The organism is Tabrizicola sp., assembly GCF_041919135.1.
Classification (GTDB): Bacteria; Pseudomonadota; Alphaproteobacteria; order Rhodobacterales; family Rhodobacteraceae; genus Tabrizicola.
The window spans coordinates 63628-88128 of sequence record NZ_JAYRUJ010000004.1; the positions used below are offsets into that span (position 1 = coordinate 63628).

A 24501-nucleotide genomic window follows, 5' to 3' on the forward strand; every position below is an offset into this window, starting at 1 on the left:
GCGACCGCCACGACGGGAACGGTCAACTCAGGCGAGTGTGAACGAAATCCCGTTTTCCATGCTGGTCTCCATCCTGGGTGCCGATTTCCTAGCGCAGGCGCGGCAGTTTGTCACGCCCTTTCAGCAGCGCCTCGCGGCTGGCGGTCAGGTCCGAGGCGAGCCAGCGGGCCTGAAGCTGCTTCATCCGCGCGCCCAGCGCCTCGCCCGTATAGTGCGGCATGAGATCGGCGGCGGTGACGGGGAAGCGGGCCGCCGCACCGCGCTCGACCTCGGCCTGCCAGCCGGGGGGAAGCGGGGTTTCCAGAACGGCGGCGCGGGCAAGAAGGGCGTCGGCGGCAAGCGCCCTGCCCAGATGCCAGCCCAGCGCGGCCGGGGTCTCCATGGAACCGAGGGCGGTGCGGAGGGCGGAAAGGTCGCGCGTTTCGGCTTTCGACAGCCGCAGGTCGCTGGTGTCGCCCCCCAGCACGGCAAGGCGGCGGAGCCAGCGCGGGGGATGATCGGCGTCGAGGTGGACGAGGGGTGCGAGCGCACGGAGATCGGCGCCGGGCAGGAGGCGGGCGAGGATGCCGGCTTGCGCCATGGCGGCGACGGAGGGGGCGGGGTCCCGGGCAGCGAGAAGCTTCTTCAGCTCGGCCCGGATGCGTTCGCGGGAGATTGCATCCAGCCCTTCCGCCAGCGCGGCGCAGGCGGCCAGGCCTTCGGGATCAAGGCCACCCTCGGGGTCGCCATAGGCGGCGTGAAAGCGGAAGAAGCGCAGGATGCGAAGATAATCCTCGCGGATGCGGGTCTCCGGGTCGCCGACAAAGCGGATGCGCCGGGCCTTGAGGTCGGGCAGGCCGCCAAGCGGATCCAGCACGTTGCCGCGCCGGTCGGCGTAAAGCGCGTTCATGGTGAAGTCGCGGCGGGCGGCATCCTCCTCGATCCGGTCGGAAAAGGCGACCACGGCGCGGCGGCCGTCGGTCTCGACATCGCGGCGGAAGGTGGTGATCTCATGCGGCTCGCCCCCGGCGATCACGGTCACGGTGCCGTGCTCGATGCCGGTGGGGACGGTCTTGAAACCCGCCTCCCCGGCGATGCGGGCCACGGTCCCGGGCGTGGCGTCGGTGGCGAGATCCACATCCCCGACCGGCACGCCAAGCAGGGAGTTGCGCACGCAGCCGCCGACGAAAAGGGCGCGGTGGCCCGCAGCCTCGATCGCGGCGCAGAGCGATTGGGTGCCGGGCTGATCCAGCCAGTCGCCCACCACTTTCTCGCCCGCGACCTTCATGGCTGCATCCGTTCCGCAAGGCCGCGCAAGATGCGGGCGGTCGCGCCCCAGATGTAATAGGGGCCATGCGGGACGGCATAGTAGCGGCGCCAGACGCCCATCCACTGCCGCCGCTCGATGGAAAACCGTGCGGGATCAAGGACGTGCGAGAGGGGAACGGTGAAGACCTCCTCGACCTCTCCCGCTTCGGGGATCGGGGAGAAGGGCCCCCGGATCAGGCCGACGAAGGGGGTGATGGCAAAGCCGGTGACGGTTTCATGGACCGGCAGGCTGCCGAGGATCTGCACCCGGGACGGATCCAGCCCGATCTCCTCCTGCGTCTCGCGGAGCGCGGCGGCCTCGGGGCCGGCGTCGGAGGCATCGACCTTGCCGCCGGGAAAGGCGATCTGGCCGGGGTGGTGCTTGAGATGCGAGGACCGCTTGGTCAGGATCACCCCTGCCCCCTCGGGCCGCAGCCAGACCGGCACCAGCACGGCGGCCGGGCGCAGCGGCGTGCCGGCGAGGGGGCGGATACCGGGGTTCAGGTCGAAGTCCGAGGACGGCCCGGCCGGGCGGGCCAGCGCATCGCGCAAGCCTGCCTCGATCTCGATCATTCCGCCGGCTTCCCTTCGAAGCCCAGCGTCGCCGGGTCCAGCTCGTAATGCGCGCCGCAGAACTGGCAGTCGGCGGTGACGACGCCCGCCTCGGTCGTCATCCGGGCGATGTCCTTCTGGCTGTAGATCGACATGGTGCTGCGGACCTTGCCCTCGGAACAGGAGCAGCCGAAGCGCACCGGCTGGGCGTCGAAGACGCGGGGGCTTTCCTCGTGGAAGAGGCGGACCAGAAGGTCGGTGGGCGGGACCGAGGGGCCGATCATCTCCAGCTCTTCCACCGTATCGAGCAGCACGTTGGCGCGGTTCCAGTCGTCGGATTCCGCGCCGCCAAGGATGTCGGCATGGGTCAGAAGCCCGCCCTCGCCGCTGCCCTGCTCGGCGGCCACGCCACCCACGGCAGGCATGTGTTGCAGCATGATGCCCCCGGCGCGCCAGTGCAGCGGACGGCCCGGCTCGGCGCTTTCGCCATAGGCGAGCGCGAAGCGGGTGGGGATCTGCTCGGACTGGGCGAAATAGGTCTCGGCGCAGGCGGCGAGGCTGCCGCCGGCGATCGGGGTGAAGCCCTGGTAGGGCAGCATCCCCTCGCCCTGGTCGAGCATGACGGCGAAATAGCCCTCGCCGATCTGCGAGAACGGATCGGCCTGCGGGTCCAGCCTCTCCGCGTCGTAACTGGCATAGGCGCGGATGCGGGCGGGCTGGCCGTCCTCGGTCGGGCCGTAATAGTCGGTGGCGATCAGCCGGGCCGGACCCTTGCCGCGCACCTGAAGCGAAAGCTTCCAGCGCAGCTTGATGGTCTGGCCGATCAGCGCAGTGAGAAGCGCGGTTTCCGCCACCAGCGCCTCGATCACGGAAGGATAGGCGTGCTGCTTCAGCACCTGGTCCAGCACCCCGTCCAGCCGCGCGACGCGGCCACGGATGCCCGAAGCGTCCAGTTGGAATGGCAGGACGGTATCGTCCCAGGCGATCTGCGAACCAGTGGTCATTGGGGATTTCCTGATGGTGCCAGTGCTGGCATATCGCGCCTATATAGGCAGAGCAACCGAAGGTCCAAGGGGGAAGGCCATGATCCGGCGCTATGGCGAGGCGGTGAAGGCGGGGCAACGCTATACCCGGCGGCCGGGCGTCTATGCGGTGCTGCTGCAGGGCGACCACATCCTTGCCACGCATCAGCAAAGCCCGGTGCCGGAGTTCCAGTTGCCCGGCGGGGGGATCGACCGGGGCGAGCAGCCGCTTGCCGCGCTGCACCGGGAAGTGTTCGAGGAAACCGGCTGGAAGATCGCGATCCGGCGGCATCTGGGCGCCTTCCGGCGCTTTGCCTACATGCCGGACTATGACCTCTGGGCCGAGAAGCTGTGCACGGTTTACCTTGCCCGGCCGGTGCGCCGGCTGGGTCCGCCCAGCGAGGCGGGGCATACCGCCGTCTGGCTGCCGGTCGAGGAGGCGCTGGTCCGGTTGGGAAACGCCGGCGACCGGGCGATGCTGGCGCGGCTTCTAGGCTAGGACGTCCAGCACGATCCCCGAGACGTCGTCGGGGAACGAATCGGTCCCGGCCTTGGCGGTCAGATCCCAGACCATCGCCTCCAGCAGGTCGAGGCCGGTCAGGTGGGCCGAGCCTTGCAGGCTTTCGACCAGCCCATCCTCGCCAAAGTCGGTGCCTACGGGCAGGGGGCATTCGGTGAACCCGTCCGAGACGAGCACCAGCCGGTCGCCGGGGTCGATGGCGACCGTGATCTGGTCATAATCGGCGCCGTCGATCAGGCCGATGGGCATCCCGCCATGGCCAAGCCGCTGCACCCGGCCGTCGCGGCGGATCAGCATCGGATGGGGGTGCCCGGCCTGCACCAGGTCGAGCCGGCCCAAGCCGCGGTCGATCACCGCGAAGGCCATGGTGAAATACTGCTCGGCCTGGATCTCGTCCAGCATCAGGCGGTTGAAGCGGTCGACCACGGCGGCGGGGGGCAGGAGGATATGGTCGCCCTCGGGCCCGGTCTGGAAGGCAAGGTTCTGCTCCGGGGAGGAGCCGGTCAGGAACCCCGCCAGCCGCGCCGTCATCATCGCCGAGGCGACGCCATGGCCGGACACGTCGATGGAATAGGCGACCACGCGGTCCTCATCCACGCGGAAGCTGCCGACCAGGTCGCCGCCGACCCGGCCCGAATTGCGCAGAAGCAGCGAGACCCGCGCCCAGCCGTAATCGCGCACCCGGTCGCGGATCAGGGTCTGCTGCAGCTTCCGCGCCTCGATCAGGTCGCGGTCGAGCGAATCGTACAGCTTCTGCAACTCCGAGAGTGTGCTGGCGATGACCCGGTTCTTGGCCAGAAGCTCGGCCTGGGTGGCCAGCATCCGTTCCCCCGCGCGCAGGCGGGCGCGGAGTTCGTTGCTGGCGACGGGCTTGGTCAGGAAATCGTCGGCCCCGGCTTCCAGGCCATCGGCAATCTCGGCCGTTTCGGATTTCGAGGTGAGCAGGACGAAATAGCCATAATTCTCGCGCCCGAGGTCGCGGAAGCGGTGGCAGAAGTCGAGGCCGGACATGCCGGGCATCATCCAGTCGCTGATGATGATATCGACATCCTCGCGGGTGCAGATCTCCAGCCCGGCTTCGGCCGACTCGGCCTCGGTCACCAGATAGCCCCAGCGGCGCAGCTGCATCGAGACGACATGGCGTTGCGCCCGGCTGTCATCGACCACCAGGACATGGCGCGGCGCGGTCTGGGGGCCGGGCATTTCCGCAAGGCTGGGGCTGGCTGACACGTCGTCCTCTCCGAATCCATCGGCATCAGCCTGCCGCCCGCCCCCTTAACGTGCGGTGAAAGCTAAAATTGCGTCTGTTTCGCGGGTTCCGGGCCACGAATTGTTAAGGCCGAACCCGCCAGACTGGGCCGGTGAGTATCGGAGGGGGCCATGATCGACTGGCGCAGGGTTGAGGAATTGCGGGAAGAGATCGGCGCCGACGGGTTTTCCGAGGTCGCCGACATGTTCCTGGACGAGGCGGAACAGGCCGTGCGGGCGCTGCAGTCCGGCCTGGCCGCAAGCGATGTCGCGGCGCAACTGCATTTCCTGAAGGGCAGCGCGCTGAACCTCGGGCTCTCGGAACTGGCCGCGATCTGCCAGGAGGGCGAGCGCAGGGCGGCCGCGGGCGATGGCCGGGCGATCGACGTCGGCCAGCTGGCCGCGGTCTACCGCGACTCGCGAAGCCAGCTGGTGCGGCGTCTGGCCACCGATTCGGCAGCCTAGATGAGGAATTCCGACAGGGCCTCGTCGCTGGTGATGTCGCGGAACGCCAGGCCCGCGGCGTCCATCCGGTCGGTGAACTGGCGGAAATGCCCGGCGTCCTTGGTCTCGATCCCGATCAGGACCGAGCCGAAGTTGCGGGCGGATTTCTTCAGGTATTCAAAGCGGGTGATGTCGTCGTCGGGACCCAGCATGTTCAGGAACTCGCGCAGGGCGCCGGGCCGCTGCGGCATCCGCAGGATGAAGTATTTCTTCAGCCCCGAGAACCTTTGGGCGCGTTCCTTGACCTCGGGCAGGCGCTCGAAGTCGAAGTTGCCGCCCGAAGTGACGCAGACCACGGTCTTGCCCGCGATCTCCTCGGCCAGCTCGGGCAGCACATCCACCGCCAGCGCCCCGGCGGGTTCCAGCACGATGCCCTCGACGTTCAGCATCTCCAGCATGGTGACGCAGATCCGGTCCTCGGGCGCAAGGTGGACATGCTCGCGCTTGACCCAGTCGAGCATGGCAAAGGTCCGGTCGCCCATCCGCGCCACGGCCGCGCCGTCGACGAAACTGTTCACGCGCGGGAGCTTCACCGGCCCGCCCTCGCGCAGCGCGGCGGTCAGGCTGGCGCCGCCAAGCGGCTCGACAAAACGGAACTCCACCCCGGGCGCCACCTCGCGCAGATAGCCGGTCACCCCCGAAGCAAGACCTCCGCCGCCCACCGGCAGGACCACCACGTCCGGCGCGCGCCCCAGCTGGTCCAGGATCTCGACCGCGACCGAGGCCTGGCCCTCGATCACGTCGGGATCGTCGAAGGGTGACAGGAAATGCGCCCCGCGCTCGGCGCAGAAGGCCTGGGCGGCGGCGAGAGTCTGGTCGAAATAGTCGCCGGTCAGCCGGATCTGCACCTGGTCACCGCCGAAGATCCGGGTCTTGTCGATCTTCTGCTGCGGCGTGGTCACCGGCATGAAGATCACCCCTTCGACGCCGAAGTGGCGGCAGGCGAAGGCGACCCCCTGGGCATGGTTGCCCGCGCTGGCGCAGACGAACTGCCGCTGTCCGGGATCGCGCAGCCGCATCTTGCGCATCGCGTTGAAGGCACCACGGATCTTGTAGCTGCGGACGGGGGTAAGATCCTCGCGTTTCAGCAGGATTTCGGCGCCATAGCGCGCCGAGAGGTGATCGTTGCGCTGCAGGGGCGTTGCGGGAAAAAGCTCGCGCAGGGCCTCCGTCGTCGCAGTCGCTGGCAGGATCGTGCCGGTTCTCAAAGCTCTATACCCTCGGTTTATGCCCGGTTTATTGGCCTCGTCATATTTTTGCCATCGAGTGTCCCTGTGGTCCATCCATGACATTTCCTAGCCATATGCGACGGAGACAAAACTATGAACCTGAAACCTCTGGCTCTCACGCTGGCGGTGTCCGCCCTGACCTTCACTCCGATCCTGCCGGTCTTCGATCTGGGCGACGGCGGTGCGGCCTATGCCGAAAAGGGCGGCAACGGCGGCGGTAAAGGCGGCGGCAACGGGGGCAGCAACGGCGGTGGCAACGGCAAGTCCGAAGGGAAGGGCAAGTCCGACGCGAAGGGCAAGGCCGCCAAGACCGAGAAGAAGGCGAACCCCGCCGCGACCAAGGTGAAGGCCTCCAAGGCCAAGGCGAAGACCCCGGTCGAGGGTGAGCTTGCCCCGAACGAACTGGGCAAGATGAACGGGGCGCTGCACGCCAACATCAACGCGGTCCTGGCGCATATCCGCAACGGCCAGACCACCAACGGCCCGGTCGGCCTGCTGGCCGGCCTCGCCATCGCCGATTCCGCCGCGGCCGAGGCTGCCGGCGCCGCCACCGAGATGGCCGAGACCGAAGCAGGGTTCGCCGCGCTTGACGCCGCGCTTGCGGAAAGCGGCTATGCCACGGTCGAGGATTACGTCGCGGCCAAGGACCTGGACCCCACCCTTGCCAACCAGGATCTCGACGATCTGATCGCGGGTGTCGACGGCAAGACCCGTCCGACCGAAGAGGATCTCGCCGCCGCCGAAGCGGCTGCACTCGAGGCCGAGCAGGGTGTGACCGATGCGGAAACCGCGATCGGCGACGCCTGGAACAAGGATGGCGACCTCGACACGCTGCTGGGTCAGCTGCGGGAGCGGATGGCGGCCGACCAGGAGGCCATCGACGCCGCGATCGCGGAATCCCGTGCCAAGGACGATATGGCGGTGGTGGTTCCCGAGGACGAGGTCGTCCCGGAGGGTGAGGTCATCGTCGTGGTCGAGTGACGATCCGGCACGCATGATCCGGAACGGCCCGCCCCGGTGGCGGGCTGTTCCATGTCCGGGCCGCCGGTGACCTTGCTAAGGCGGCGGTTTGGCTTTAATCGCCAGCAAAACCCGCGATGGAGCCTTCCCGATGCTGAAGCCCAAGAAAGTCGTCCTTGCCTATTCGGGCGGTCTCGATACCTCGATCATCCTGAAGTGGCTGCAGACCGAATACGGCTGCGAGGTGGTGACCTTCACCGCCGATCTGGGCCAGGGCGAAGAACTGGAGCCGGCGCGGCAGAAGGCGATCCTGCTGGGGATCAAGCCCGAGAACATCCATATCGTCGACGTGCGCGAGGAATTCGTGCGCGACTTCGTGTTCCCGATGTTCCGGGCCAATGCGCTGTACGAGGGGCTGTATCTGCTGGGCACCTCGATCGCGCGGCCGCTGATCAGCCAGCATCTGGTGCGGATCGCGCATGAGACGGGCGCGGATGCGGTGGCGCATGGCGCGACCGGCAAGGGCAACGACCAGGTCCGGTTCGAGCTGTCCGCGGCGGCGCTGGACCCAGCGATCAAGGTGATCGCGCCCTGGCGGCTGTGGGACCTGACCTCGCGGACCAAGCTTCTGGAATTCGCCGAGGCGAACCAGATCCCGATCGCCAAGGACAAGCGCGGCGAGGCGCCGTTCTCGGTCGATGCGAACCTCTTGCACACCTCGTCGGAGGGCCGCGTGCTGGAGGATCCGGCGGAGGAATTCCCGAACTACGTGTTGCAGCGCGTCGTGCCGGTGGAAGAGGCCCCGGACCAGGCCGAGATGGTGGAGATCACCTTCGAGAAGGGCGATGCGGTGGCGATCAACGGCGAGGCGATGAGCCCGGCCACGATCCTGACCAGGCTGAACGAATTGGGCGGCAGGCACGGCGTCGGCGTGCTGGACCTGGTCGAGAACCGCTTCGTCGGCATGAAGTCGCGCGGGATCTACGAGACCCCCGGCGGCACGATCCTGCTGGAGGCGCATCGCGGGATCGAGCAGATCACGCTGGATGCCGGCGCGGGCCACCTGAAGGACAGCATCATGCCGCGCTATGCGGAACTGATCTACAACGGCTTCTGGTTCTCGCCCGAGCGCGAGGCGCTGCAGGCGCTGATCGACAAGACGCAGGAGCATGTGTCGGGCACGGTGCGGGTCAAGCTTTACAAGGGCCGGGCGGCTACCGTGGCGCGCTGGTCGGAGCATTCGCTGTACAGCGAGAAGCATGTGACCTTCGAGGAAGATGCAGGCGCCTACGACCAGAAGGATGCGGAAGGCTTCATCCGGCTGAACGGGCTGCGGCTGCGGTTGATCGCAAGCCGGAACGCACGGGTGGCGAAGAAATAGCCGTCCAGCTTGGACAGGTCCCGTCCATCAGGAACATCAAGGGGTTGAAGGGGGCGATTCACGCCCCCTCAGCTTTTGCGGCTTCGGCCTGGATCGGGGCGTTCGCCAGCGCCGGGGGTGCGGCAAGGCCGGTCAGGGCAGGCGCGGCAGGTGCACGGGCTGGCCGTTCCAGTTGCCCGAGATCGACCAGGCCTCGTCGGCCAGGCGGTAGGTGTAGCGGATTTCGCCGCCTCCTTCGCCGGCGATGGTCAGGGCCAGGGTGATGCGGTCGTCAGGCTCGCCCAGGTTGCTTTCGACCCCGGAGCCGGTGACGGCGAGTCCGGGCCAGAAGCTGCAGGAGTCGAACTCATAGTCGGTGCCCCGGTCGGTGGGCAGGGCGGTGAACAGACCGCCATGGTCGCAGCCGATGCTTGCCGGATGCACCCCGTCCCAGATCGAAAACGCGATGCTCTGGTAGAGTTCGGTATCCACGGCCTGGGCGATGGCGAGCGGGTCGCGAAGCTGGGCCGGATCGGTAAGGGTGAGCGGCGTGTAGTCCTGCACCAGATCCTCGCGGCAGTGCTGCTCGCGCGCCGAGGGCAGGATGCCGTCCATCAGCGCGGCGCGGACGATGCCGTCGGGGCAGGCCTTGCCCCGGCCCCAGATCACATGCGGGCCGCCCTGCATGAAGATGCCGAAGGCGTTGGCGGCGCGGTCCAGCACGTCCTGGGCCATGGCGACCGGGGTGATCGGATCGGCGTCTCCGTTCAGGACCAGCGTCGGCCAGTCGCCACCGGCATAGGGCGCGGGACGGGTCGGCGGGCCCTGGTGCGGCCAGTAGGCACAGGCGAGCTGCTCTGGCAAATAGGCCCGCAGAAGGCGCGGGGCCTGTGGCGCAAGGGCGGCCGCGCGGGACAGGATGCGGTCGGCGCGTTCGTCGGGCGTGCCGGGGCCGCTGTCGTAATCGGTGCAGGTGATCGCGTAGAAGGCGGCGCCGAACCAGCCGGGATCGTCCATCCCCAGGCCGGTTTCCGGGTCGATGAACATGTTGGCATAGCCCAGTTGCAAGAGCGGCACGAAATTGTCGCGGCCGGCGGCGGCAAGGGCGCGCAGGAACTCGGCCCTGCCCTCGGGCGCGTAGAGGGCGAAGAAGGTGCTGGCCTCGAACAGGCCGCGGGTCAGCAGGCGCTGCTCGGTCCTGCCGTCGGAGAGGGTGAGGGCCACCGCGATCGGTGCGCGGTCAAGACGCGCGGCGAGTCGGTCGTAAAGCGCGGCGGGATCGCCGCCGGTGTCGCGGGCGCAAGGCGCGATCTCGGCGCAGGCGGCAAGGGTGCGGGCCAGGATCGCCTCGGCTGCGGTGGTGAAGCTGGCGTAGAAGCCGGGCGCGTCCAGCGAGAGGTCCACCACACCGTCAAGGATCACCCCCTTGAGCGCCTGGGGGAAGGCGGTGGCATAGGCCTGGACGAACTGGGTGCCGTAGCTTTCGCCGTAAAGCCAGACCTTCGGCGCGCCGATCTTCTGGCGGAAAGCCTCGGTATCCTGGATCGCCTGGTCCGAAGCGACGAAGGGCAGAAGGTCGGGCCGGTCCATCTCGGCGGTGCAATCGGCGACATAGGCGCGGGCGGCGGCCTTCGCGGCCTCCGGCGCCTGGATCGAGAAGTCGGCGGCGTCGAAGCGGCCCTGCGCTGCAGGGCAGGCGAGGCCGTGGTCGGGGCCGGTGCCGCGCTGGTCGACAAAGACGATGTCCATGTAGTCGGTCATCTCGCGGTCGAAGGAGGACAGGTAGCCCTCGGCCGAGGCGAGGCCCGAGGCCCCCGGCCCGCCGACGACATAGAACAGGATGCCCCGGCTTTCGACATTGGCGAAGGAGAGGGCGAAGGTGATGTCGATGGTGCGCGACGGGTCGTTGGCGCGGTGGTCGAGCGGCAGGGTCAGCGTGGTGCAGGAGAGGGCGGAAAGCTCGCAAGGGTGCAGGTCGAGGCTGGAGCTTGCCTCGTACAGCGACTGCGCCCCGGCGGGGGCGGCAAGGATCAGGGCAAGGGCCAGCGTGCGCATCACCGGGCAAGCGCCGCGCGGCGGTCGCGGGGCATGGCGGCGGGGACGATCTGCGGTGTCATGTGCTTCCGATCGGACATTGGGCGACAGGCCGGGGCGGTGCCGGGGTCCGGACAACCCCGACGGGCCGGGTCAGTCCTGCAGGCAGGTCTGGCGCTGGGTGCCCAGCCCCGCGATCCCGAGTTCCACCACATCCCCGGCCTTGAGGTAGCGCGGCGGCTTCTTCCCCATGCCGACGCCGGGCGGGGTGCCGGTCGAGATGATGTCGCCGGAGTGCAGGGTGAAGAACTGCGAGAGGTAGGAGACGAGGAAGGCCACCCCATAGACCATGGTCCGGGTCGAGCCGCTCTGCATCGTCTCGCCGTTGACCTTCAGCCACATGTCCAGGGCCTGCGGGTCCGGCACCTCGTCGGGGGTGACGAGCCAGGGGCCGGTCTGGCCGAAGTTGTCGCAGCTTTTGCCCTTGGTCCACTGGCCCGAGCGTTCGGTCTGGAAGGCGCGTTCCGAGACGTCGTTGACGACGCAATAGCCCGCGACATGATCCAGCGCCTGCGCCTCGGTCAGGTATTTGCCGGGCTTGCCGATGACGATGCCAAGCTCGACCTCCCAGTCGGTCTTTTCCGATCCGCGGGGGATCAGGATCGGATCGTCCGGGCCGCAGATGGCCGAGGTGGCCTTGAGGAAGACCACCGGCTCGGGCGGGACCTTGAGGCCGCTTTCGGCGGCGTGGTCGGCGTAGTTCAGGCCGATGCAGATGAACTTGCCGGTGCCCGCGACGCAGGGGCCGATGCGCGGGGTGCCGGGGACGAGGGGCAGGCTTTCGGGGTCGATGCCGGCAAGACGGCCAAGGTCGCCCAGCGCGGATCCGGCAAGGTCGGGCACATGGGCCGAAAGGTCGCGGATCGCGCCTTCGGCATCGATGAGGCCGGGTTTTTCCTGGCCCTGCGGCCCGTAGCGGAGAAGTTTCATCTGATGATCCCTGTTGGTTTTGCCGACATGCTAGCCGCCTTACGCCAAGGGTGGAAGCCCGGCGGCGGCGCGAAGCTCGGGCGAGCGGACGTCGAGTTCCTGCCCGGCCAGCGCATCGGCGGCCGGGGTGCAGAGCCAGGCGATGGCGCGGGCCGGTTCTTCCGCCGGGGCAAGGCTGGCGCGCGGCAGTTTCGAGACCGGGTTGATCCCCGAGGCCCGGATCGTGCCCTGCATGTCGGTATCCACCACCCCCGGCGCAAAGCCGAAGATGCGGATGCCCTCTGCGCCATATTCCAGATGGACCGAGCGGGTCAGCATGGCGAGGCCCGCCTTGCCGGCGCAATAGGCGCTCCAGCCTTCCTGGGGGCGATGGGCGGCGCCGGAGGAGAGGTTGACGATGGTGCCGCCGCCATTGGCGACCATGTGGCGCAGCGCCAGCTGCACGACATGGAAGGCGGCGGTGAGGTTGGTGTCGATGTTCGTCGCCCAATCCTCGACCTGAACATCCAGGATGCGGCCGATGGGGCCGATCACGGCGGCGTTGTTGACCAGGATATCGAAGGGCTGCTCGAACAGCGTGGTCATCGCAAGCCGGTCGGTCATGTTGGCGACATGGCCGGTGGCGGCGAGGGGGCCAAGCTCGCGCCGGGCGGCGGCAAGGTTGGCGGCGCTGCGGGTGGTGAAGTGGACGCTGGCCCCGGCCATGGCCAGGGCGCGGACGGTGGCGAGGCCGATACCGCGATTGCCGCCGGTGACAAGGGCGGTCTTGCCGGAAAGGGTCATGGGGTCCTCCGCTTGCTGTGCAACCAAGGGTGGCCGTCCCGCGCCCGAAGGGCAAGGCGGAACCGACCGGCCCGTCAGGGGGTTGAAGCCTTGGCGTCCGGGGGCGAGGATCGTCCCCGGGCAACGGCGGGGGGCACGACGTGCGGCGCATTATCCTGGTGGTGGTCATGGCCCTGGCGGCCTGTGCGCCGAGAGGCAATTTTGCCTCGGTCCCCGAGGGGGCGAAGGTCGAGGGAACCGAGGCGATCTTCGTCGGCACGACGCGCAAGGCGGGTGACGCGGGCGGCTTTGGCCGCGAACGCTCGGACGATGCGCATTTCCTGCGCTATGACATCGCGATCCCGGTGGACCGCGATCCGGGAGAACTGACCTGGCCGCCCACGATGGGCAAGCCCGACGTGGCGAAACACTTCCTGACCCAGAACGCGCTGCTGTTCGACGGATCGGATTCCTTTCGCAACAGCCTGCGCGAGGCGATGCGCCTGCGCAAGCAGACCAGCGCCGTGGTCTATGTGCACGGGTTCAACACCCGGATGGCCGAGGGCGTCTACCGGGTGGCGCAGATGCACCATGACCTGAAGGTGCCGGGCGTGGCGGTGCATTACGCCTGGCCCTCGCGCGGGTCGGCGCTGGGCTATGTCTACGACCGCGACTCGATGCTGTATGCCCGCAGCGGGTTCGAGGACCTGCTGGACGAGGTGGCGGCGGCGGGCGTCAAGGACATCGTCATCGTCGCACATTCGATGGGCGCGGCCCTGACGATGGAGACGCTGCGGCAGATGGCCCTGCGCAAGCACTCCACCGCGCTGGACCGGGTGGCGGGGGTGATCCTGATCTCGCCCGACCTGGATCTGGACGTGTTCCGCAGCCAGGCCAAGGACATCGGCAAGTTGCCCGAGCCCTTCCTGGTCTTCGGCAATTCCCGCGACCGGGTTCTGGGGCTTTCGGCGACCCTTTCGGGCACGGGCGAGCGCCTGGGCAATCTGGAGAATGTCTCGGCAATCGCGGACCAGAAGATCATCTACCTCGACACGGCGGCCTACAATACCGGGGACGGGCATCTGAACCTGGGCGAGAATGCCGCGCTTCTCAGCCTGTTCGCGGGTCTGGTGGGGATAGACGAGGCGTTCCGGGCCGATGCCCGGTCGCGGGTCGGCCTGCTTCCGGGGCTGGTCCTGACGGTGCGCAACGCGACCGAGGTGATCCTGGCCCCGATCGGCGAACTGGGCGAGGCGCGGCGCTAGGTCTATGGCCGCTGGGCGCCGTTGGTGGCCAGGTAGACGGCATAAAGCGAGGTGGTGGCGGTCAGGAAAAGCCGGTTCCGCCGCGCGCCGCCGAAGGCAAGGTTCGCCACCGTCTCGGGCACCAGGATCTTGCCAAGGCGGGTGCCGTCGGGGGCGAAGCAATGCACCCCGTCGGCGGCCGAGGACCAGAGATTGCCCTGGACATCGACCCGGATCCCGTCCGGGACGCCGGCGTCGATCCGGGCAAAGACGCGCTGGTTGGAAAGCTTCCCCTCGGCCAGGTCGAAGGCGAGGATATGGCGCGGCGTCTCGTGCTGCGGGCTGCTGCCGCTGTCGGCAACGTAGAGGATCCGCTCGTCCGGAGAGAGACAAAGGCCGTTCGGTTGCAGGAAATCTCCGGCCACGCAGTCAAGCTGGCCGGTGGGGCCAAGGCGATAGAGGCCGCGCACGGGTTGTTCCGGCTCGGCGTGGTGGCCCTCGTAGTCCGAGCGGACGCCGTAGGTCGGGTCGGTGAACCAGATCGCGCCGTGCGAATCCACGATCACGTCATTGGGCGAGTTCAGGCGGCGGCCCTGATAGCTGTCGGCAAGGGTGGTGACGCTGCCGTCGATCTCGGTCCGGGTCACGCTGCGGCTGCCGTGCTGGCAGGTGACAAGCCGGCCCTGCCGGTCGCGGGTCTGGCCGTTGGCAAAACCGGAGGGCTGGCGGAAGGTGGTGACGGCGCCCGGCCCTCCGTCCGCGTCCTGCGACCAGCGCAGGATGCGCTGGTTGGGGATGTCCGAAAACAACAGGCAGGACTGGTCGGCGAACCAGACCGGCCCCTCGGCCCAGCGGCAGCCGGTGGCGAGCTGGTCCAGCCGGGCCGAGCCGATGATCAGGTCGCGAAAGCGGGGGTCGTCGATCTGGTAGGTCATGGGCTTGCCCCTTTGCATGCAGCATAGGGCAGATGCGAGGGTTGAACAGCCCCGAGGCCGATCCTTCGGCGATCAGCCCCGGCGGCGGAGGTAGACGTAATAGGCGCCCGAGCCGCCGTGTTTCAGATGCGCCTCGCTGACCTGAAGCACCGCCGGGCCAAGGGGCGGCAGGCGCAGCCAGTGCGGGACCTGATGGCGCAGCGCGCCCGTGCGTTGCGGGATCGGGCCCAGATCCTCGCGCTGCTTCCCCTTGCCGGTGATGACGAGGACCAGCCGCATCCCCTGCGACTGGGCGTTCAGGATGAAGCGGATCAGCTCGGGGTGCGCCTCGGAGAGCGTCAGGCCATGCAGGTCGATCCGCGCCTCGGGGGCAAGCTTGCCGCGGGTCATCCTGCCATGGGTGCGGGCGTCCATCTGCAGCGGCGCGAGAAGCTGGGGCAGGGTGGGCGCAAGGTCGCGGCGCTCGGGCAGGCGGGTCTTTTCGCCCAGCGCGAAGGGCGAAAGGCAGGGCCGCGCGTGCTGCAGGGGTTCGGGCGCGGGCGGCGGCTCGGCCGGTTCGGGCAAAAGCCGGGGGGCAGCATGCATCGGGCGCGCGGTGCTGGCGACGCTGCGCCAGAGGTCGGCCTCCTCGGGCGTCAGGTGGCGGCGGCGGGCCATGTCACTGGTCCAGCATGGCGAAGGCGCGGTCGATGGGAAGAAGGAGGACCATCCGTCCGCCGTCCCGGATCGTTCCGGCCGCATTCCCGGCCCCGGCCCCGGTGCCGTAGAAGATGTCGGCGCGCTGCATCCCCTTGATCGCGCCGCCGGTATCCTGCGCGACCATCAGGCTGCGGATCGGGTTGCGGCCGTCCTTCTCGATCCAGACCGGCGCGCCGAGGGGGGTATAGCGCGGGTCGATGGCGATGGAGCGGAGCGTGGTGATCGACCGGCCCATCGCGCCGATCGGGCCGTCCTTCGGATCAAGCGTGCCGATCTTGCGGAAGAAGACGTAGGACGGATTGGTGTCCAGCAAGGCGCGCCCCGCAGTCGGTTCCGCGCGGACATGGGCCGCGATCTCCTGCGCCGAGACCTGGTCCAGCGTATGCGTGCCGCGCCGGACCATTTCCTGCCCGACCGAGCGGTAGGAATGGCCGTTCGACCCGGCATAGCCCACGCGCATCACCGTGCCGTCGGTCATCCGGATCCGGCCCGAGCCCTGGACCTGCAGGAAATAGACGTCCACCGCGTCGTCCAGCCAGGCAAGCTCCAGCCCGCGCCCGGCGATGGCCCCGCCCTCGATCGCGGCGCGGGTGTGATAGGCCATGCCGTCCTGCAATTCGGGCGGACGACGATAGAGCGGAAAGCGGAAGCGGCCGGTCGGCACCGGCGAGCCGTCAAGCTCGGGCTCGAAATAACCGGTAAAGAGGGCGGGGGGATCGCCGACGACGACCGGCTTGAAGAACAGCTCGAAGAAGCTGCGCGCCGAGGCGTCGTCCCGCGGCACATCGGCGGCCAGGGCGCAGACCGGCGTCCAGTCGGGATCGTCGATCAGGTCGCAGGTGCGCAGGAAACTGGCCAGGGCCTCGACATGGTTGTCGTCATACCAGCCGTCCAGCGCGTCGAAATCCAGCATCTCGGCCGGAGCGGGCTGGGCGGCCATCAGGGCCGCCGCAAGGATGCCAAGGCGCGCCCGCATCGCATCAGTCGCCGGTCGCGACCAGCTGCCAGTTCGGGTCGTCCGAACCCATCTTGCGGGCGAAGGTCCAGATGTCGCGCGACTTCTTGATCTCGCGCGGAGAGCCCTCGACGATCTCGCCGGCCTTGTTGCGCACGACATAGGTCTGTTCGCCGACGAAACGGACCGAGATTTCGGCGAAGCCGCTGGCCTTGTCGAAGGTCGCCTCCTGCAGTTCCAGTTCCTTCATGCCGACGAAACTGGCCTCGACTGTCAGGCCCTCGGCCTCACGCTGGGCGATGGCTTCGGCAAAGCTGGCCTCGACGTCATCCGAGAGGAAGGGGCGAATGCGGTCAAGCTCGCCCTTCTCGAAGGCCATCAGGATCATCTCGTAGGCCCCGCGCGCGCCTTCCAGGAAGGGACGCACGACGAAGGAGGGTTCGGCCCGCTTCATCTCGGCCAGGGCGCGGGCGCTGTCCGAGCCTTCGGGGACGTGGTCGGTGATGTCGCGGTCGGGGCCGCCCTCGATCACCTCGAAGTCGCGGCGCACGCGGGGTTTCACGTCTTCCAGCGGGACGGGGGGTTTCTCGAAACCGTCACGGGTGCCCAGGACCGAGCGCAGCTTGAGGATGAGAAAGATCGCGATCCCGGCAAGGACCAGGAGTTGGATCAGGGACCCGTTCATGCGTTGACCTCTGAAGGCTTGTTAGTTCCGTTTGGATTTTGCACTGCTTGACCCTATGTAGGGGCGGGCATGGGCGAAGTCTACCACAGGCGACCGGCCAGATCGGCAAGAGGGTGAGTGAGATGTGGGTTCTGCTGGCAATTCTTGCCGTTCCGCTGATCGAGATCGGGCTTTTCGTGACCCTGGGCGGGGCGATCGGACTGTGGGCGACGCTGGCCTGGGCGCTGGTCTCGGCCGCGCTGGGGCTGGTGGTGCTGAAGGGGATCGCGACCACGGGCTCGGTCACGCTGGGCCGCGACATGCAGGAACTGGCCGATCCGCTGTCGCCGATCGCACATCGGGTGATGGTGGTGATGGCCGGGGGTCTTCTGCTGCTGCCGGGCTTCTTCACCGATGCTCTGGGCATCCTGGTGCTGATTCCGCCGCTGCGGACGCTGGTGATCCGACTGGTCGGGCGCAGGCTGGCCAAGCGCGGGATGGTGGTGCAGTCCACGGTGATCGAGGGCGAATGGCATGAGGTTCCGCTCCCCGGTCAGGGCAATTCCTCGGCCCCGCCCTCGCAATGGACGCGGCATTGAGGGCGCGGGCCTGACCTGATAGGAACGCGGCAGTCCCGCGAAGGAGTATCAGGAATGGCCGAAGAAACCCCGGCAGAAAACGGCAACGGCGCCGCCGCGCCGGCCCAGCCGCAACAGGTCCGCATGCAGGTGCTGGCGCAATATGTGCGCGACCTGTCGTTCGAGAATGTCGTCGTCCAGAAGGGCCTGAGCGCGGGCGAGGTCCAGCCCGACATTCAGGTCGCCGTCAGCCTGGACGCGCGCAAGCGGCCGGCAGCGAACCAGTTCGAGGTGATCACCAAGTTCAAGGTGACCTCGAAGAACAAGGCCAATGGCGACACGCTGTTCCTGCTTGAACTGGAATACGGTGGCACCTTCCTGATCGAGGGCGTCGCGGACGAGCAGCTGCATCCCTTCCTGCTGATCGAATGCCCGCGCATGCTGTTCCCCTTCGTGCGCCGGATCATCTCGGACGTGACGCGCGACGGCGGCTTCCCGGCGTTGAACGTGGACCAGGTGGATTTCCTGTCCCTGTATCGCCAGGAGCTGGCGCGGCGTGCCCAGGCCCAGGCGCCGGACAAGGTGAACTGAGGCTTCAGGCCGGTTTCTTCCAGATGGCCGCATCGCCCAGCCTTGCGACCATCGCCTCATGCGCCGCGATCTCCTCGGGCGTGATCCGGGGGGGCAGCGGCACCGGGCGGGGACGGGGGCGCCAGCCGGTATCGCCGCCCTGACCCCGGTTGACGGCCGGCATCGCGCTGCCCAGCACCAGATCGGGCTGGCGGCCGCCGATAAGCTCAAGATAGACCTCGGCCAGGATCTCGCTGTCGAGCAGCGCGCCGTGCTTCTCGCGCATGGTATTGTCCACCCCGAAGCGGCGGCACAACGCATCCAGCGAGGCGGGCGAGCCGGGGAACTTGGTCCGCGCCATCATCAGCGTATCGGTGGCGCGCGCGAAGGGCAGGCCCGGCAGGCCGCAGCGTTCCAGCTCGAAGTTCAGGAATTTCATGTCGAAGGCGGCGTTGTGGATCACCAGCTGCGCCTCGCCGACGAAATCCAGGAAGGCGCGGCCGATGCGGGCAAAGACCGGCTTGTCGCGCAGGGTGACGCCGCCGGGGACCGGCTGGCCGGGGATTTCAAGGATGTCGTGGCCGATGCCATGCACCTCGAACGCCTCGCGCGGCATGCCGCGTTCGGGGTTGATGTACTGGTGCCAGGTCCGGCCGGTGGGCAGGTGGTTGAAAAGCTCGACCGCGCCGATTTCGACGATGCGGTGGCCTTCCGAGGGTTCAAACCCGGTGGTTTCGGTGTCGAGGACGATTTCACGCATCTTTGGCCCCCCGGATGGCTGCCAGCACCTCTTTCACCGCCGCTTGGGCGGATGCAAGGCTGGTGGTGGGAATGATGTAGTCGGCCCGCGCGCGTTTCTCGGCATCGGGCATCTGGCGCGACAGGATCAGCCGGAAATCCGCCTCGGAGGTGCCACGCGCCAGAACGCGCTCACGCTGGACCTCGGGCGGGACCGAGACCACGGCCACCCCGTCGCAGGCGGTGTCGAGACCGATCTCGAACAGCAACGGAACGTCCAGCAGGACGATGGGGGCGTCGCGATGGGTTTCAAGAAACCGCGCGCGGTCCTGCGCCACCAGCGGATGCACGGCGGCGTTGATCCGGTCCAGCGCGGAAGGGTCGGCCTGGATGATCTGGCGCAGGCGGGGACGGTTGACGGCGCCGGCCTCGATCGCCTGCGGGAACAGCGCGGCGATGGCCCGCACGGCCGGCTGCCCGGCGCCGTAAAGCCGATGGACGGCGGCGTCGGCATCCCAGACCGGAATCCCCTCGGCCGCGAACATCTGCGCGGTCGTGGACTTGCCCATGCCGATCCCGCCGGTAAGGCCCAGCTTGAAGCTCATGCGGCCAGCACGGCCTTGCGGGTGGCCTCGTCGACCTCGGGGCGGACGCCGAACCAGCGTTCGAAAGCCGGGACCGCCTGGTGCAGAAGCATCCCCAGCCCGTCGACCGTGGTGCAGCCGCGCGCCTCGGCCTCGATCAGAAGCTGGGTCTGCAGCGGCGTATAGACCAGATCGGTGACCAGCGCGCGGGGGTTCAGCCCGTCCAGCGGCACGCGGAAATCCGGCTTGCCGGTCATGCCAAGCGAGGTGGTGTTGACCAGTGTCGCCACGTCGCCCAGAAGATTCCCGGCCTGCACCCATTCATGCACCTGCACCTTGGCCCCGAAATCCGAGCGCAGCGCATCGGCGCGGGGGCGGGTGCGGTTGCAGATGCGGATCTCCGGGACGCCGACCTCGATCAGCGCGGCGACGACGGCGCGCGCGGCACCGCCCGCGCCCAGCACCATGGCGGGACCGGCGGCGGGGGCCCAGTTCGGCGCGTTCTGCCGCAGGTTGGCGATGAAGCCCGATCCATCGGTGTTGTCGGCCTGGATCTTGCCGTCCTTGCGGAAGATCAGCGTGTTCGCCGCCCCGATCAGCGCGGCACGGTCGGTCACGATGTCGGCGATATGCAGGATCGCCTCCTTGTGCGGGATCGTGATGTTCGCGCCGACAAAGCCGAGGCGGGGCAGGGTGCGGATCAGCTCGGCCAGGTCGGTGGGGGCGATGTCGATCGGGATGTAATGGCCCGGCAGACCATAGCGTTTCAACCAGTAGCTGTGCAGGGCTGGGCTGCGGCTGTGGGCGACGGGGTGGCCGATGACGGCGGCAAGCGGGATGCGGGGATGGTCTGTCATCTGGCGATCATGCCCTTTGTTCCCGCCCAAGCCAACAGGGGCAGCAGCGGCAGGCCGAGAATGGTGAAATGGTCGCCGGAAATGGCGGAAAACAGCCGGACGCCTTCCTCCTCGATCTTGTAGCAGCCGACCGAGTGGCGGATGCTCTCCCAGTTCCGGGCCAGGTAGTCGTCGAGATAGGCGTCGCTGAAGGCATGCATGGTCAGCCGCGCCTCGGCCACGTGGCGCCAGACGGGCTCGCCCTTCTTATAGGCCACGATGGCGGAGAGGAGCTTGTGCGACCTTCCGCGCAGGCGGAGCAGCTGGTTGCGGGCATCCTGCGGCGTTTCGGGCTTGGCGAAGGTCTCGCGGTCCAGCGCGAGGATCTGGTCGCAGCCAAGGACCACGGCCTCGGGCCGTTTCTCGGCCACCTTGCGCGCCTTCATCTCGGCCAGCGCATCGGCGATGTCGCGCGGATGCGCCCCCTCTGCCACCAGCGCGTCGCGGATCGCCGTCTCATCGACGCGGGGGGCGACGGCTTCGACCGCAAGCCCGGCGGCGCGAAGCATCTGCAGCCGGGTGGGCGAGGTGGAGGCGAGGATCAGATGCATGGAGGATCCTGTGGATATCCGCGGTTTGTTCCTGGGCCCTCGACGGGGGTGAAAGGGATGCAGGCGGGCCGCCTGTGGGCTTCTGTCGCAGTCCGGGCCGCCCGGGCCAGAGATATCCCGCTGTGCAGGGGATTGCCACGCGCTTGCGGAAAACAGGTTGTGCCTGTGGCCTCGGCGCCGTGCCCCTGTGGATGATCTGACGCCCTGAAAATTCCGCAACATGTTATGACTGAACGGTTTTCCTTCCCGTTATGCCCGAAAGCCGGGGCTTTCACCGATCTTGTCCCCAACCTCGTCCCTGTGGATGAAGCCGGGGATCGGTCCGGTAATCCCGTTCTGCACAGGCCCTGCATCATCAACATTCCTTCTTTACTCTTTTCTTTATAGAAGGAGGGCCGCAAGGAACGGGAAGGCAGCGATGGACTGGATCACGGATTTTCTGGCCGACTGGTACCTGGTCACGAAGTCGCTGCATGTCATCTCGGTGATCGCCTGGATGGCGGGGATGTTCTACCTGCCCCGGCTCTACGTCTACCATGTGGAGCAGGTGGAGCCGGGTTCGGCGACTGACCGGATGTTCCAGACCATGGAACGGCGGTTGCTGCGCGCGATCATCAACCCGGCGATGGTGGCGACCTGGACCTTCGGGCTGGCGCTGGTGTTCACCCCCGGCGTGGTGGACTGGTCCTTCACCTGGCCCTGGGTGAAGGCGGGCGCGGTGCTGGCGATGAGCTGGTTCCACGGCTGGCTGTCCGCCAGGCGCAGGGAGTTTGCCAAGGGAACCAACACCCGCAGCGGGCGAACCTACCGGATGATGAACGAAGTGCCGACCGTCCTGATGATCATCATCGTCTTCTCGGTCATCACCCGGTTCTGATTGCCAGTTCTGATTGCCGGTTCTGATTGCCGGTTCTGATTGATTGACTTTTGCGGCCCCGCGCATTAGGTGCGGCTTCGCAGGGCTGTCCGGCCCAAGGCATCTCCCGTCCCCAACTTGCGACGATCCGCCCCTTTCCGGGCCGATCCGCCAAAGGTCTGTCCATGTCCGTCGAACGCTTGAACCTCGCGCAACTCAAGGCCAAGACCCCGGCCGATCTTCTGGCCATGGCCGAGGAATGGGAGATCGAGAACGCGCCCAGCATGCGCAAGGGCGAGATGATGTTCTCGCTCTTGAAGGAACATGCCGAGGAAGGCTGGGAGATCGGCGGCGACGGCGTGCTGGAGGTGCTGCAGGACGGCTTCGGCTTCCTGCGCTCGCCCGAGGCCAACTATCTGCCCGGCCCGGATGACATCTATGTCTCGCCCGAGATGATCCGCCAGTTCTCGCTTCGGACCGGGGATTCCATCGAAGGGGTGATCAAGGCCCCGTCCGAGAACGAGCGCTATTTCAGCCTGGTGAAGGCGACGAAGATCAATTTCGACGACCCGGAGAAGGCCAAGCACAAGGTTCACTTCGACAACCTCACGCCGCTTTATCCCGACGAGCGGCTGAAGATGGAGGTCGAGGATCCGACGATCAAGGACCGCTCGGCGCGGATCATCGACCTGGTCTCGCCGATCGGCAAGGGCCAGCGCGGGCTGATCGTGGCGCCGCCGCGCACCGGCAAGACGGTTCTCCTCCAGAACATCGCGCATTCCATCGCGACCAACCACCCGGAATGCTATCTGATCGTCCTGCTGATCGACGAACGCCCCGAGGAAGTGACCGACATGCAGCGGTCGGTGAAGGGCGAGGTCGTGTCCTCGACCTTCGACGAACCGGCGACGCGGCACGTCGCGGTGGCCGAGATGGTGATTGAGAAGGCCAAGCGTCTGGTCGAACACAAGCGTGACGTGGTGATCCTGCTCGACTCGATCACCCGGCTGGGGCGGGCGTTCAATACCGTGGTCCCGTCCAGTGGCAAGGTTCTGACCGGCGGCGTGGACGCGAACGCCCTGCAACGCCCGAAACGCTTCTTCGGCGCGGCCCGGAACATCGAGGAGGGCGGGTCGCTGACCATCATCGCGACCGCGCTGATCGACACCGGCAGCCGGATGGACGAGGTGATCTTCGAGGAATTCAAGGGCACGGGTAACAGCGAGATCGTGCTGGACCGGAAAGTGGCCGACAAGCGGGTATTCCCGGCGATGGACATCCTCAAGTCCGGCACAAGGAAAGAGGACCTGCTGGTCGACAAGACCGACCTGCAGAAGACCTATGTGCTGCGCCGCATCCTGAACCCGATGGGCACCACGGATGCGATCGAGTTCCTGATCTCGAAGCTGAAGCAGACCAAGACCAACGCCGAATTCTTCGATTCGATGAACACCTGACGGCGGGGCGGCGATGGACACGATCTATGCCCTCGCCACGGCGCGGGGTCGGTCGGGCCTCGCCGTCGTGCGGATCTCGGGCCCTCTGGCCTTCGCGGCCGGGGCGACCCTGTGCGGTCGTTTGCCAGAGCCGCGTATGGCTGGCTTGCGACGGCTGACCTGGGGCGGCGAGCTGCTGGACGAGGCTTTGGTGCTGTCCTTTGCCGAAGGGGCAAGCTTTACCGGCGAGGCGGTGGTGGAGCTGCACTGTCACGGCGGCCCGGCGGTCGTTGGCGCGGTGCTGCGGGCCCTGGCCGAGCAACCGGGGCTGCGGCTGGCCGAACCGGGCGAGTTCACCCGCCGCGCGCTGGAAAATGGCGTCCTGGACCTGGCGCAGGTCGAGGGCCTCGCCGATCTGATCGATGCCGAGACCGAGGCGCAGCGGCGGCAAGCGGTGCGAGTGCTGTCGGGGTCGGTGGGCCAGAAGGTCGAGGGCTGGCGGCGTGACCTGATCCGGGCGGGGGCGCTCTTGGAGGCGACCATCGACTTTGCCGATGAGGACGTGCCGGTGGATGTCTCGCCCGAAGTGCTGGCGCTGATCGACCGGCTGATGGCGGACCTGGGGCGCGAGGCGGCGGGGGTTGCTGCCGCCGAACGCATCCGCGACGGGTTCGAGGTGGCGATTGTCGGCGCGCCCAATGCGGGCAAGTCGACGCTGTTGAACCAGCTTGCGGGGCGCGAGGCGGCGATCACCTCCGAAATCGCCGGGACGACGCGGGATGTGATCGAGGTCCGGATGGAGATCGCCGGATTGCCGGTGACCTTCCTCGACACTGCGGGCCTGCGGGAAACCGAGGATCGGCTGGAGCAGGCGGGGATCGACCGGGCACTTGCAAGGGCGGAAGCGGCGGATTTGCGCCTGTTTCTGACGGACGGATCCGGCCTGCCGGGGCTGGAGCCGTCTGGCGATGATCTTGTGGTTCTGGGAAAATCCGACACAAGATCCGGTGGGACTGAACTGTCTGTTTCGGGAAAGACGGGGGCCGGAGTGCCGGAACTGATGGCCCGGATCGGCAAAATCCTGGGCCAACGCGTCGGTTCCGCCGGCGCTTTGGTGCGCGAGCGGCATCGCGTGGCTGTTACTACCGCGATTGCCGCTCTGGCCGAGTCACGGGCGGAAGTGGTAAGAGATGACTCGCGCGTCGAATTGGCGGCGGAGCATCTGCGGCAGGCTGTCCGCGCGCTGGACGCGCTGGTCGGGCGCGTGGATGTCGACGACCTCCTCGGCGAGATCTTCGCCAGCTTCTGCATCGGCAAGTAGGGATTG

At 67.8% G+C, this 24501-nt stretch carries 26 protein-coding genes; 10 read left to right on the forward strand and 16 right to left on the reverse strand.

Annotated elements, in window-relative coordinates; translation table 11 throughout:
* Positions 1-88: 88 nt before the first annotated feature.
* Genes ACE3UA_RS04445 through ACE3UA_RS04455 form a run of 3 tightly spaced genes read right to left on the reverse strand, consistent with a single transcriptional unit; the run spans position 89 to position 2843 of the window.
* Positions 89-1267 carry a CCA tRNA nucleotidyltransferase gene (locus ACE3UA_RS04445; protein WP_374642936.1) on the reverse strand — a complete coding sequence of 393 codons (1179 nt, stop codon included), beginning with the start codon at positions 1265-1267 and terminating at the stop codon, positions 89-91.
* Positions 1264-1860, reverse strand: coding sequence for a CoA pyrophosphatase (locus ACE3UA_RS04450; protein ID WP_374642938.1), 597 nt, complete (start codon positions 1858-1860; stop codon positions 1264-1266). The genes ACE3UA_RS04445 and ACE3UA_RS04450 overlap by 4 nt, the downstream gene beginning before the upstream one ends.
* Positions 1857-2843, reverse strand: a complete 987-nt coding sequence (locus tag ACE3UA_RS04455; RefSeq protein WP_374642940.1) for an Hsp33 family molecular chaperone HslO — start codon at positions 2841-2843, stop codon at positions 1857-1859. The genes ACE3UA_RS04450 and ACE3UA_RS04455 overlap by 4 nt, the downstream gene beginning before the upstream one ends.
* Before the next feature lie 79 nt (positions 2844-2922).
* Here ACE3UA_RS04455 and ACE3UA_RS04460 point away from each other — a divergent pair, with 79 nt between their 5' ends.
* The gene (locus ACE3UA_RS04460; RefSeq protein ID WP_374642942.1) at positions 2923-3360 is read left to right on the forward strand and encodes an NUDIX domain-containing protein; all 438 of its coding nucleotides are present in this window, start codon (positions 2923-2925) and stop codon (positions 3358-3360) included.
* Here the strand turns inward: ACE3UA_RS04460 and ACE3UA_RS04465 are convergent.
* Positions 3352-4584, reverse strand: coding sequence for a SpoIIE family protein phosphatase (locus ACE3UA_RS04465; RefSeq protein WP_374643225.1), 1233 nt, complete (start codon positions 4582-4584; stop codon positions 3352-3354). The two genes, ACE3UA_RS04460 and ACE3UA_RS04465, sit on opposite strands and share 9 nt — an antisense overlap.
* A 177-nt stretch (positions 4585-4761) precedes the next feature.
* Between ACE3UA_RS04465 and ACE3UA_RS04470 the strand changes: the two genes are divergently transcribed.
* Complete coding sequence (locus tag ACE3UA_RS04470; RefSeq protein WP_374642944.1) at positions 4762-5094, forward strand: Hpt domain-containing protein; 333 nt, start codon at positions 4762-4764, stop codon at positions 5092-5094.
* On the opposite strand, the gene ilvA is transcribed toward ACE3UA_RS04470, so the two are convergent.
* Positions 5091-6341: a threonine ammonia-lyase IlvA gene (ilvA, locus tag ACE3UA_RS04475; protein WP_374642946.1), complete on the reverse strand. Its 1251-nt coding sequence runs from the start codon at positions 6339-6341 to the stop codon at positions 5091-5093. The two genes, ACE3UA_RS04470 and ilvA, sit on opposite strands and share 4 nt — an antisense overlap.
* 114 nt (positions 6342-6455) lie before the next feature.
* Between ilvA and ACE3UA_RS04480 the strand changes: the two genes are divergently transcribed.
* Together ACE3UA_RS04480 and ACE3UA_RS04485 are read left to right on the forward strand one after the other, a co-directional pair.
* The gene (locus ACE3UA_RS04480) at positions 6456-7343 is read left to right on the forward strand and encodes a hypothetical protein (RefSeq protein ID WP_374642948.1); all 888 of its coding nucleotides are present in this window, start codon (positions 6456-6458) and stop codon (positions 7341-7343) included.
* 130 nt (positions 7344-7473) lie between these two features.
* Complete coding sequence (locus ACE3UA_RS04485; RefSeq protein WP_374642950.1) at positions 7474-8703, forward strand: argininosuccinate synthase; 1230 nt, start codon at positions 7474-7476, stop codon at positions 8701-8703.
* A gap of 132 nt (positions 8704-8835) precedes the next feature.
* Here ACE3UA_RS04485 and ACE3UA_RS04490 read toward each other — a convergent pair whose 3' ends face one another.
* From ACE3UA_RS04490 to ACE3UA_RS04500, 3 genes are all read right to left on the reverse strand, one after another.
* A complete protein-coding gene (locus ACE3UA_RS04490; RefSeq protein ID WP_374642952.1) occupies positions 8836-10737 on the reverse strand; it encodes an alpha/beta hydrolase in 1902 nt (633 codons plus the stop codon).
* Positions 10738-10869: 132 nt separating this feature from the next.
* Complete coding sequence (locus ACE3UA_RS04495) at positions 10870-11706, reverse strand: fumarylacetoacetate hydrolase family protein (RefSeq protein WP_374642954.1); 837 nt, start codon at positions 11704-11706, stop codon at positions 10870-10872.
* Positions 11707-11745: 39 nt separating this feature from the next.
* The gene (locus ACE3UA_RS04500; RefSeq protein ID WP_374642956.1) at positions 11746-12489 is read right to left on the reverse strand and encodes an SDR family NAD(P)-dependent oxidoreductase; all 744 of its coding nucleotides are present in this window, start codon (positions 12487-12489) and stop codon (positions 11746-11748) included.
* A 140-nt stretch (positions 12490-12629) separates the two neighbouring features.
* Between ACE3UA_RS04500 and ACE3UA_RS04505 the strand changes: the two genes are divergently transcribed.
* Entirely contained in the window at positions 12630-13733 is a 1104-nt protein-coding gene (locus tag ACE3UA_RS04505; RefSeq protein WP_374642958.1) for an alpha/beta hydrolase, read from the forward strand.
* Positions 13734-13735: 2 nt separating this feature from the next.
* Here the strand turns inward: ACE3UA_RS04505 and ACE3UA_RS04510 are convergent, their stop codons facing one another.
* From ACE3UA_RS04510 to ACE3UA_RS04525, 4 genes are all read right to left on the reverse strand, one after another.
* Positions 13736-14647, reverse strand: a complete 912-nt coding sequence (locus tag ACE3UA_RS04510) for an SMP-30/gluconolactonase/LRE family protein (RefSeq protein ID WP_374642960.1) — start codon at positions 14645-14647, stop codon at positions 13736-13738.
* Between the two features lie 72 nt (positions 14648-14719).
* Positions 14720-15304, reverse strand: a complete 585-nt coding sequence (locus tag ACE3UA_RS04515) for a Smr/MutS family protein (protein WP_374642962.1) — start codon at positions 15302-15304, stop codon at positions 14720-14722.
* 1 nt (position 15305) lies between these two features.
* Entirely contained in the window at positions 15306-16322 is a 1017-nt protein-coding gene (locus ACE3UA_RS04520) for a murein transglycosylase A (RefSeq protein ID WP_374642964.1), read from the reverse strand.
* Between the two features lie 4 nt (positions 16323-16326).
* Complete coding sequence (locus tag ACE3UA_RS04525; RefSeq protein WP_374642967.1) at positions 16327-16986, reverse strand: Tim44/TimA family putative adaptor protein; 660 nt, start codon at positions 16984-16986, stop codon at positions 16327-16329.
* Positions 16987-17108: 122 nt separating this feature from the next.
* Here ACE3UA_RS04525 and ACE3UA_RS04530 point away from each other — a divergent pair, with 122 nt between their 5' ends.
* Together ACE3UA_RS04530 and secB are read left to right on the forward strand one after the other, a co-directional pair.
* Positions 17109-17564, forward strand: coding sequence for an FxsA family protein (locus ACE3UA_RS04530; protein ID WP_374642969.1), 456 nt, complete (start codon positions 17109-17111; stop codon positions 17562-17564).
* A gap of 54 nt (positions 17565-17618) precedes the next feature.
* Positions 17619-18134 (forward strand): protein-export chaperone SecB, encoded by a 516-nt coding sequence (gene secB / locus ACE3UA_RS04535; protein ID WP_287866109.1) that lies wholly within the window; start codon positions 17619-17621, stop codon positions 18132-18134.
* Positions 18135-18138: 4 nt separating this feature from the next.
* On the opposite strand, the gene dnaQ is transcribed toward secB, so the two are convergent.
* From dnaQ to ACE3UA_RS04555, 4 genes are read right to left on the reverse strand one after another with little or no spacing between them, the layout of a single operon-like run.
* Positions 18139-18873, reverse strand: coding sequence for a DNA polymerase III subunit epsilon (gene dnaQ, locus ACE3UA_RS04540; protein WP_374642972.1), 735 nt, complete (start codon positions 18871-18873; stop codon positions 18139-18141).
* A complete protein-coding gene (gene coaE, locus ACE3UA_RS04545) occupies positions 18866-19456 on the reverse strand; it encodes a dephospho-CoA kinase (protein WP_374642974.1) in 591 nt (196 codons plus the stop codon). The genes dnaQ and coaE overlap by 8 nt, the downstream gene beginning before the upstream one ends.
* Positions 19453-20292 carry a shikimate dehydrogenase gene (locus ACE3UA_RS04550; RefSeq protein WP_374642976.1) on the reverse strand — a complete coding sequence of 280 codons (840 nt, stop codon included), beginning with the start codon at positions 20290-20292 and terminating at the stop codon, positions 19453-19455. The genes coaE and ACE3UA_RS04550 overlap by 4 nt, the downstream gene beginning before the upstream one ends.
* On the reverse strand, positions 20289-20882 hold the full coding sequence (locus ACE3UA_RS04555; RefSeq protein WP_374642978.1) for a nucleoside triphosphate pyrophosphatase: 594 nt from the start codon (positions 20880-20882) through the stop codon (positions 20289-20291). Before ACE3UA_RS04555 ends, ACE3UA_RS04550 begins: the two co-directional genes overlap by 4 nt.
* A 418-nt stretch (positions 20883-21300) precedes the next feature.
* Between ACE3UA_RS04555 and ACE3UA_RS04560 the strand changes: the two genes are divergently transcribed.
* From ACE3UA_RS04560 to mnmE, 3 genes are all read left to right on the forward strand, one after another.
* Complete coding sequence (locus ACE3UA_RS04560; protein ID WP_374642980.1) at positions 21301-21759, forward strand: CopD family protein; 459 nt, start codon at positions 21301-21303, stop codon at positions 21757-21759.
* 164 nt (positions 21760-21923) lie between these two features.
* Positions 21924-23195 (forward strand): transcription termination factor Rho, encoded by a 1272-nt coding sequence (rho, locus tag ACE3UA_RS04565; RefSeq protein WP_374642982.1) that lies wholly within the window; start codon positions 21924-21926, stop codon positions 23193-23195.
* A gap of 13 nt (positions 23196-23208) precedes the next feature.
* Complete coding sequence (gene mnmE, locus ACE3UA_RS04570; RefSeq protein ID WP_374642984.1) at positions 23209-24495, forward strand: tRNA uridine-5-carboxymethylaminomethyl(34) synthesis GTPase MnmE; 1287 nt, start codon at positions 23209-23211, stop codon at positions 24493-24495.
* Positions 24496-24501: the final 6 nt, after the last annotated feature.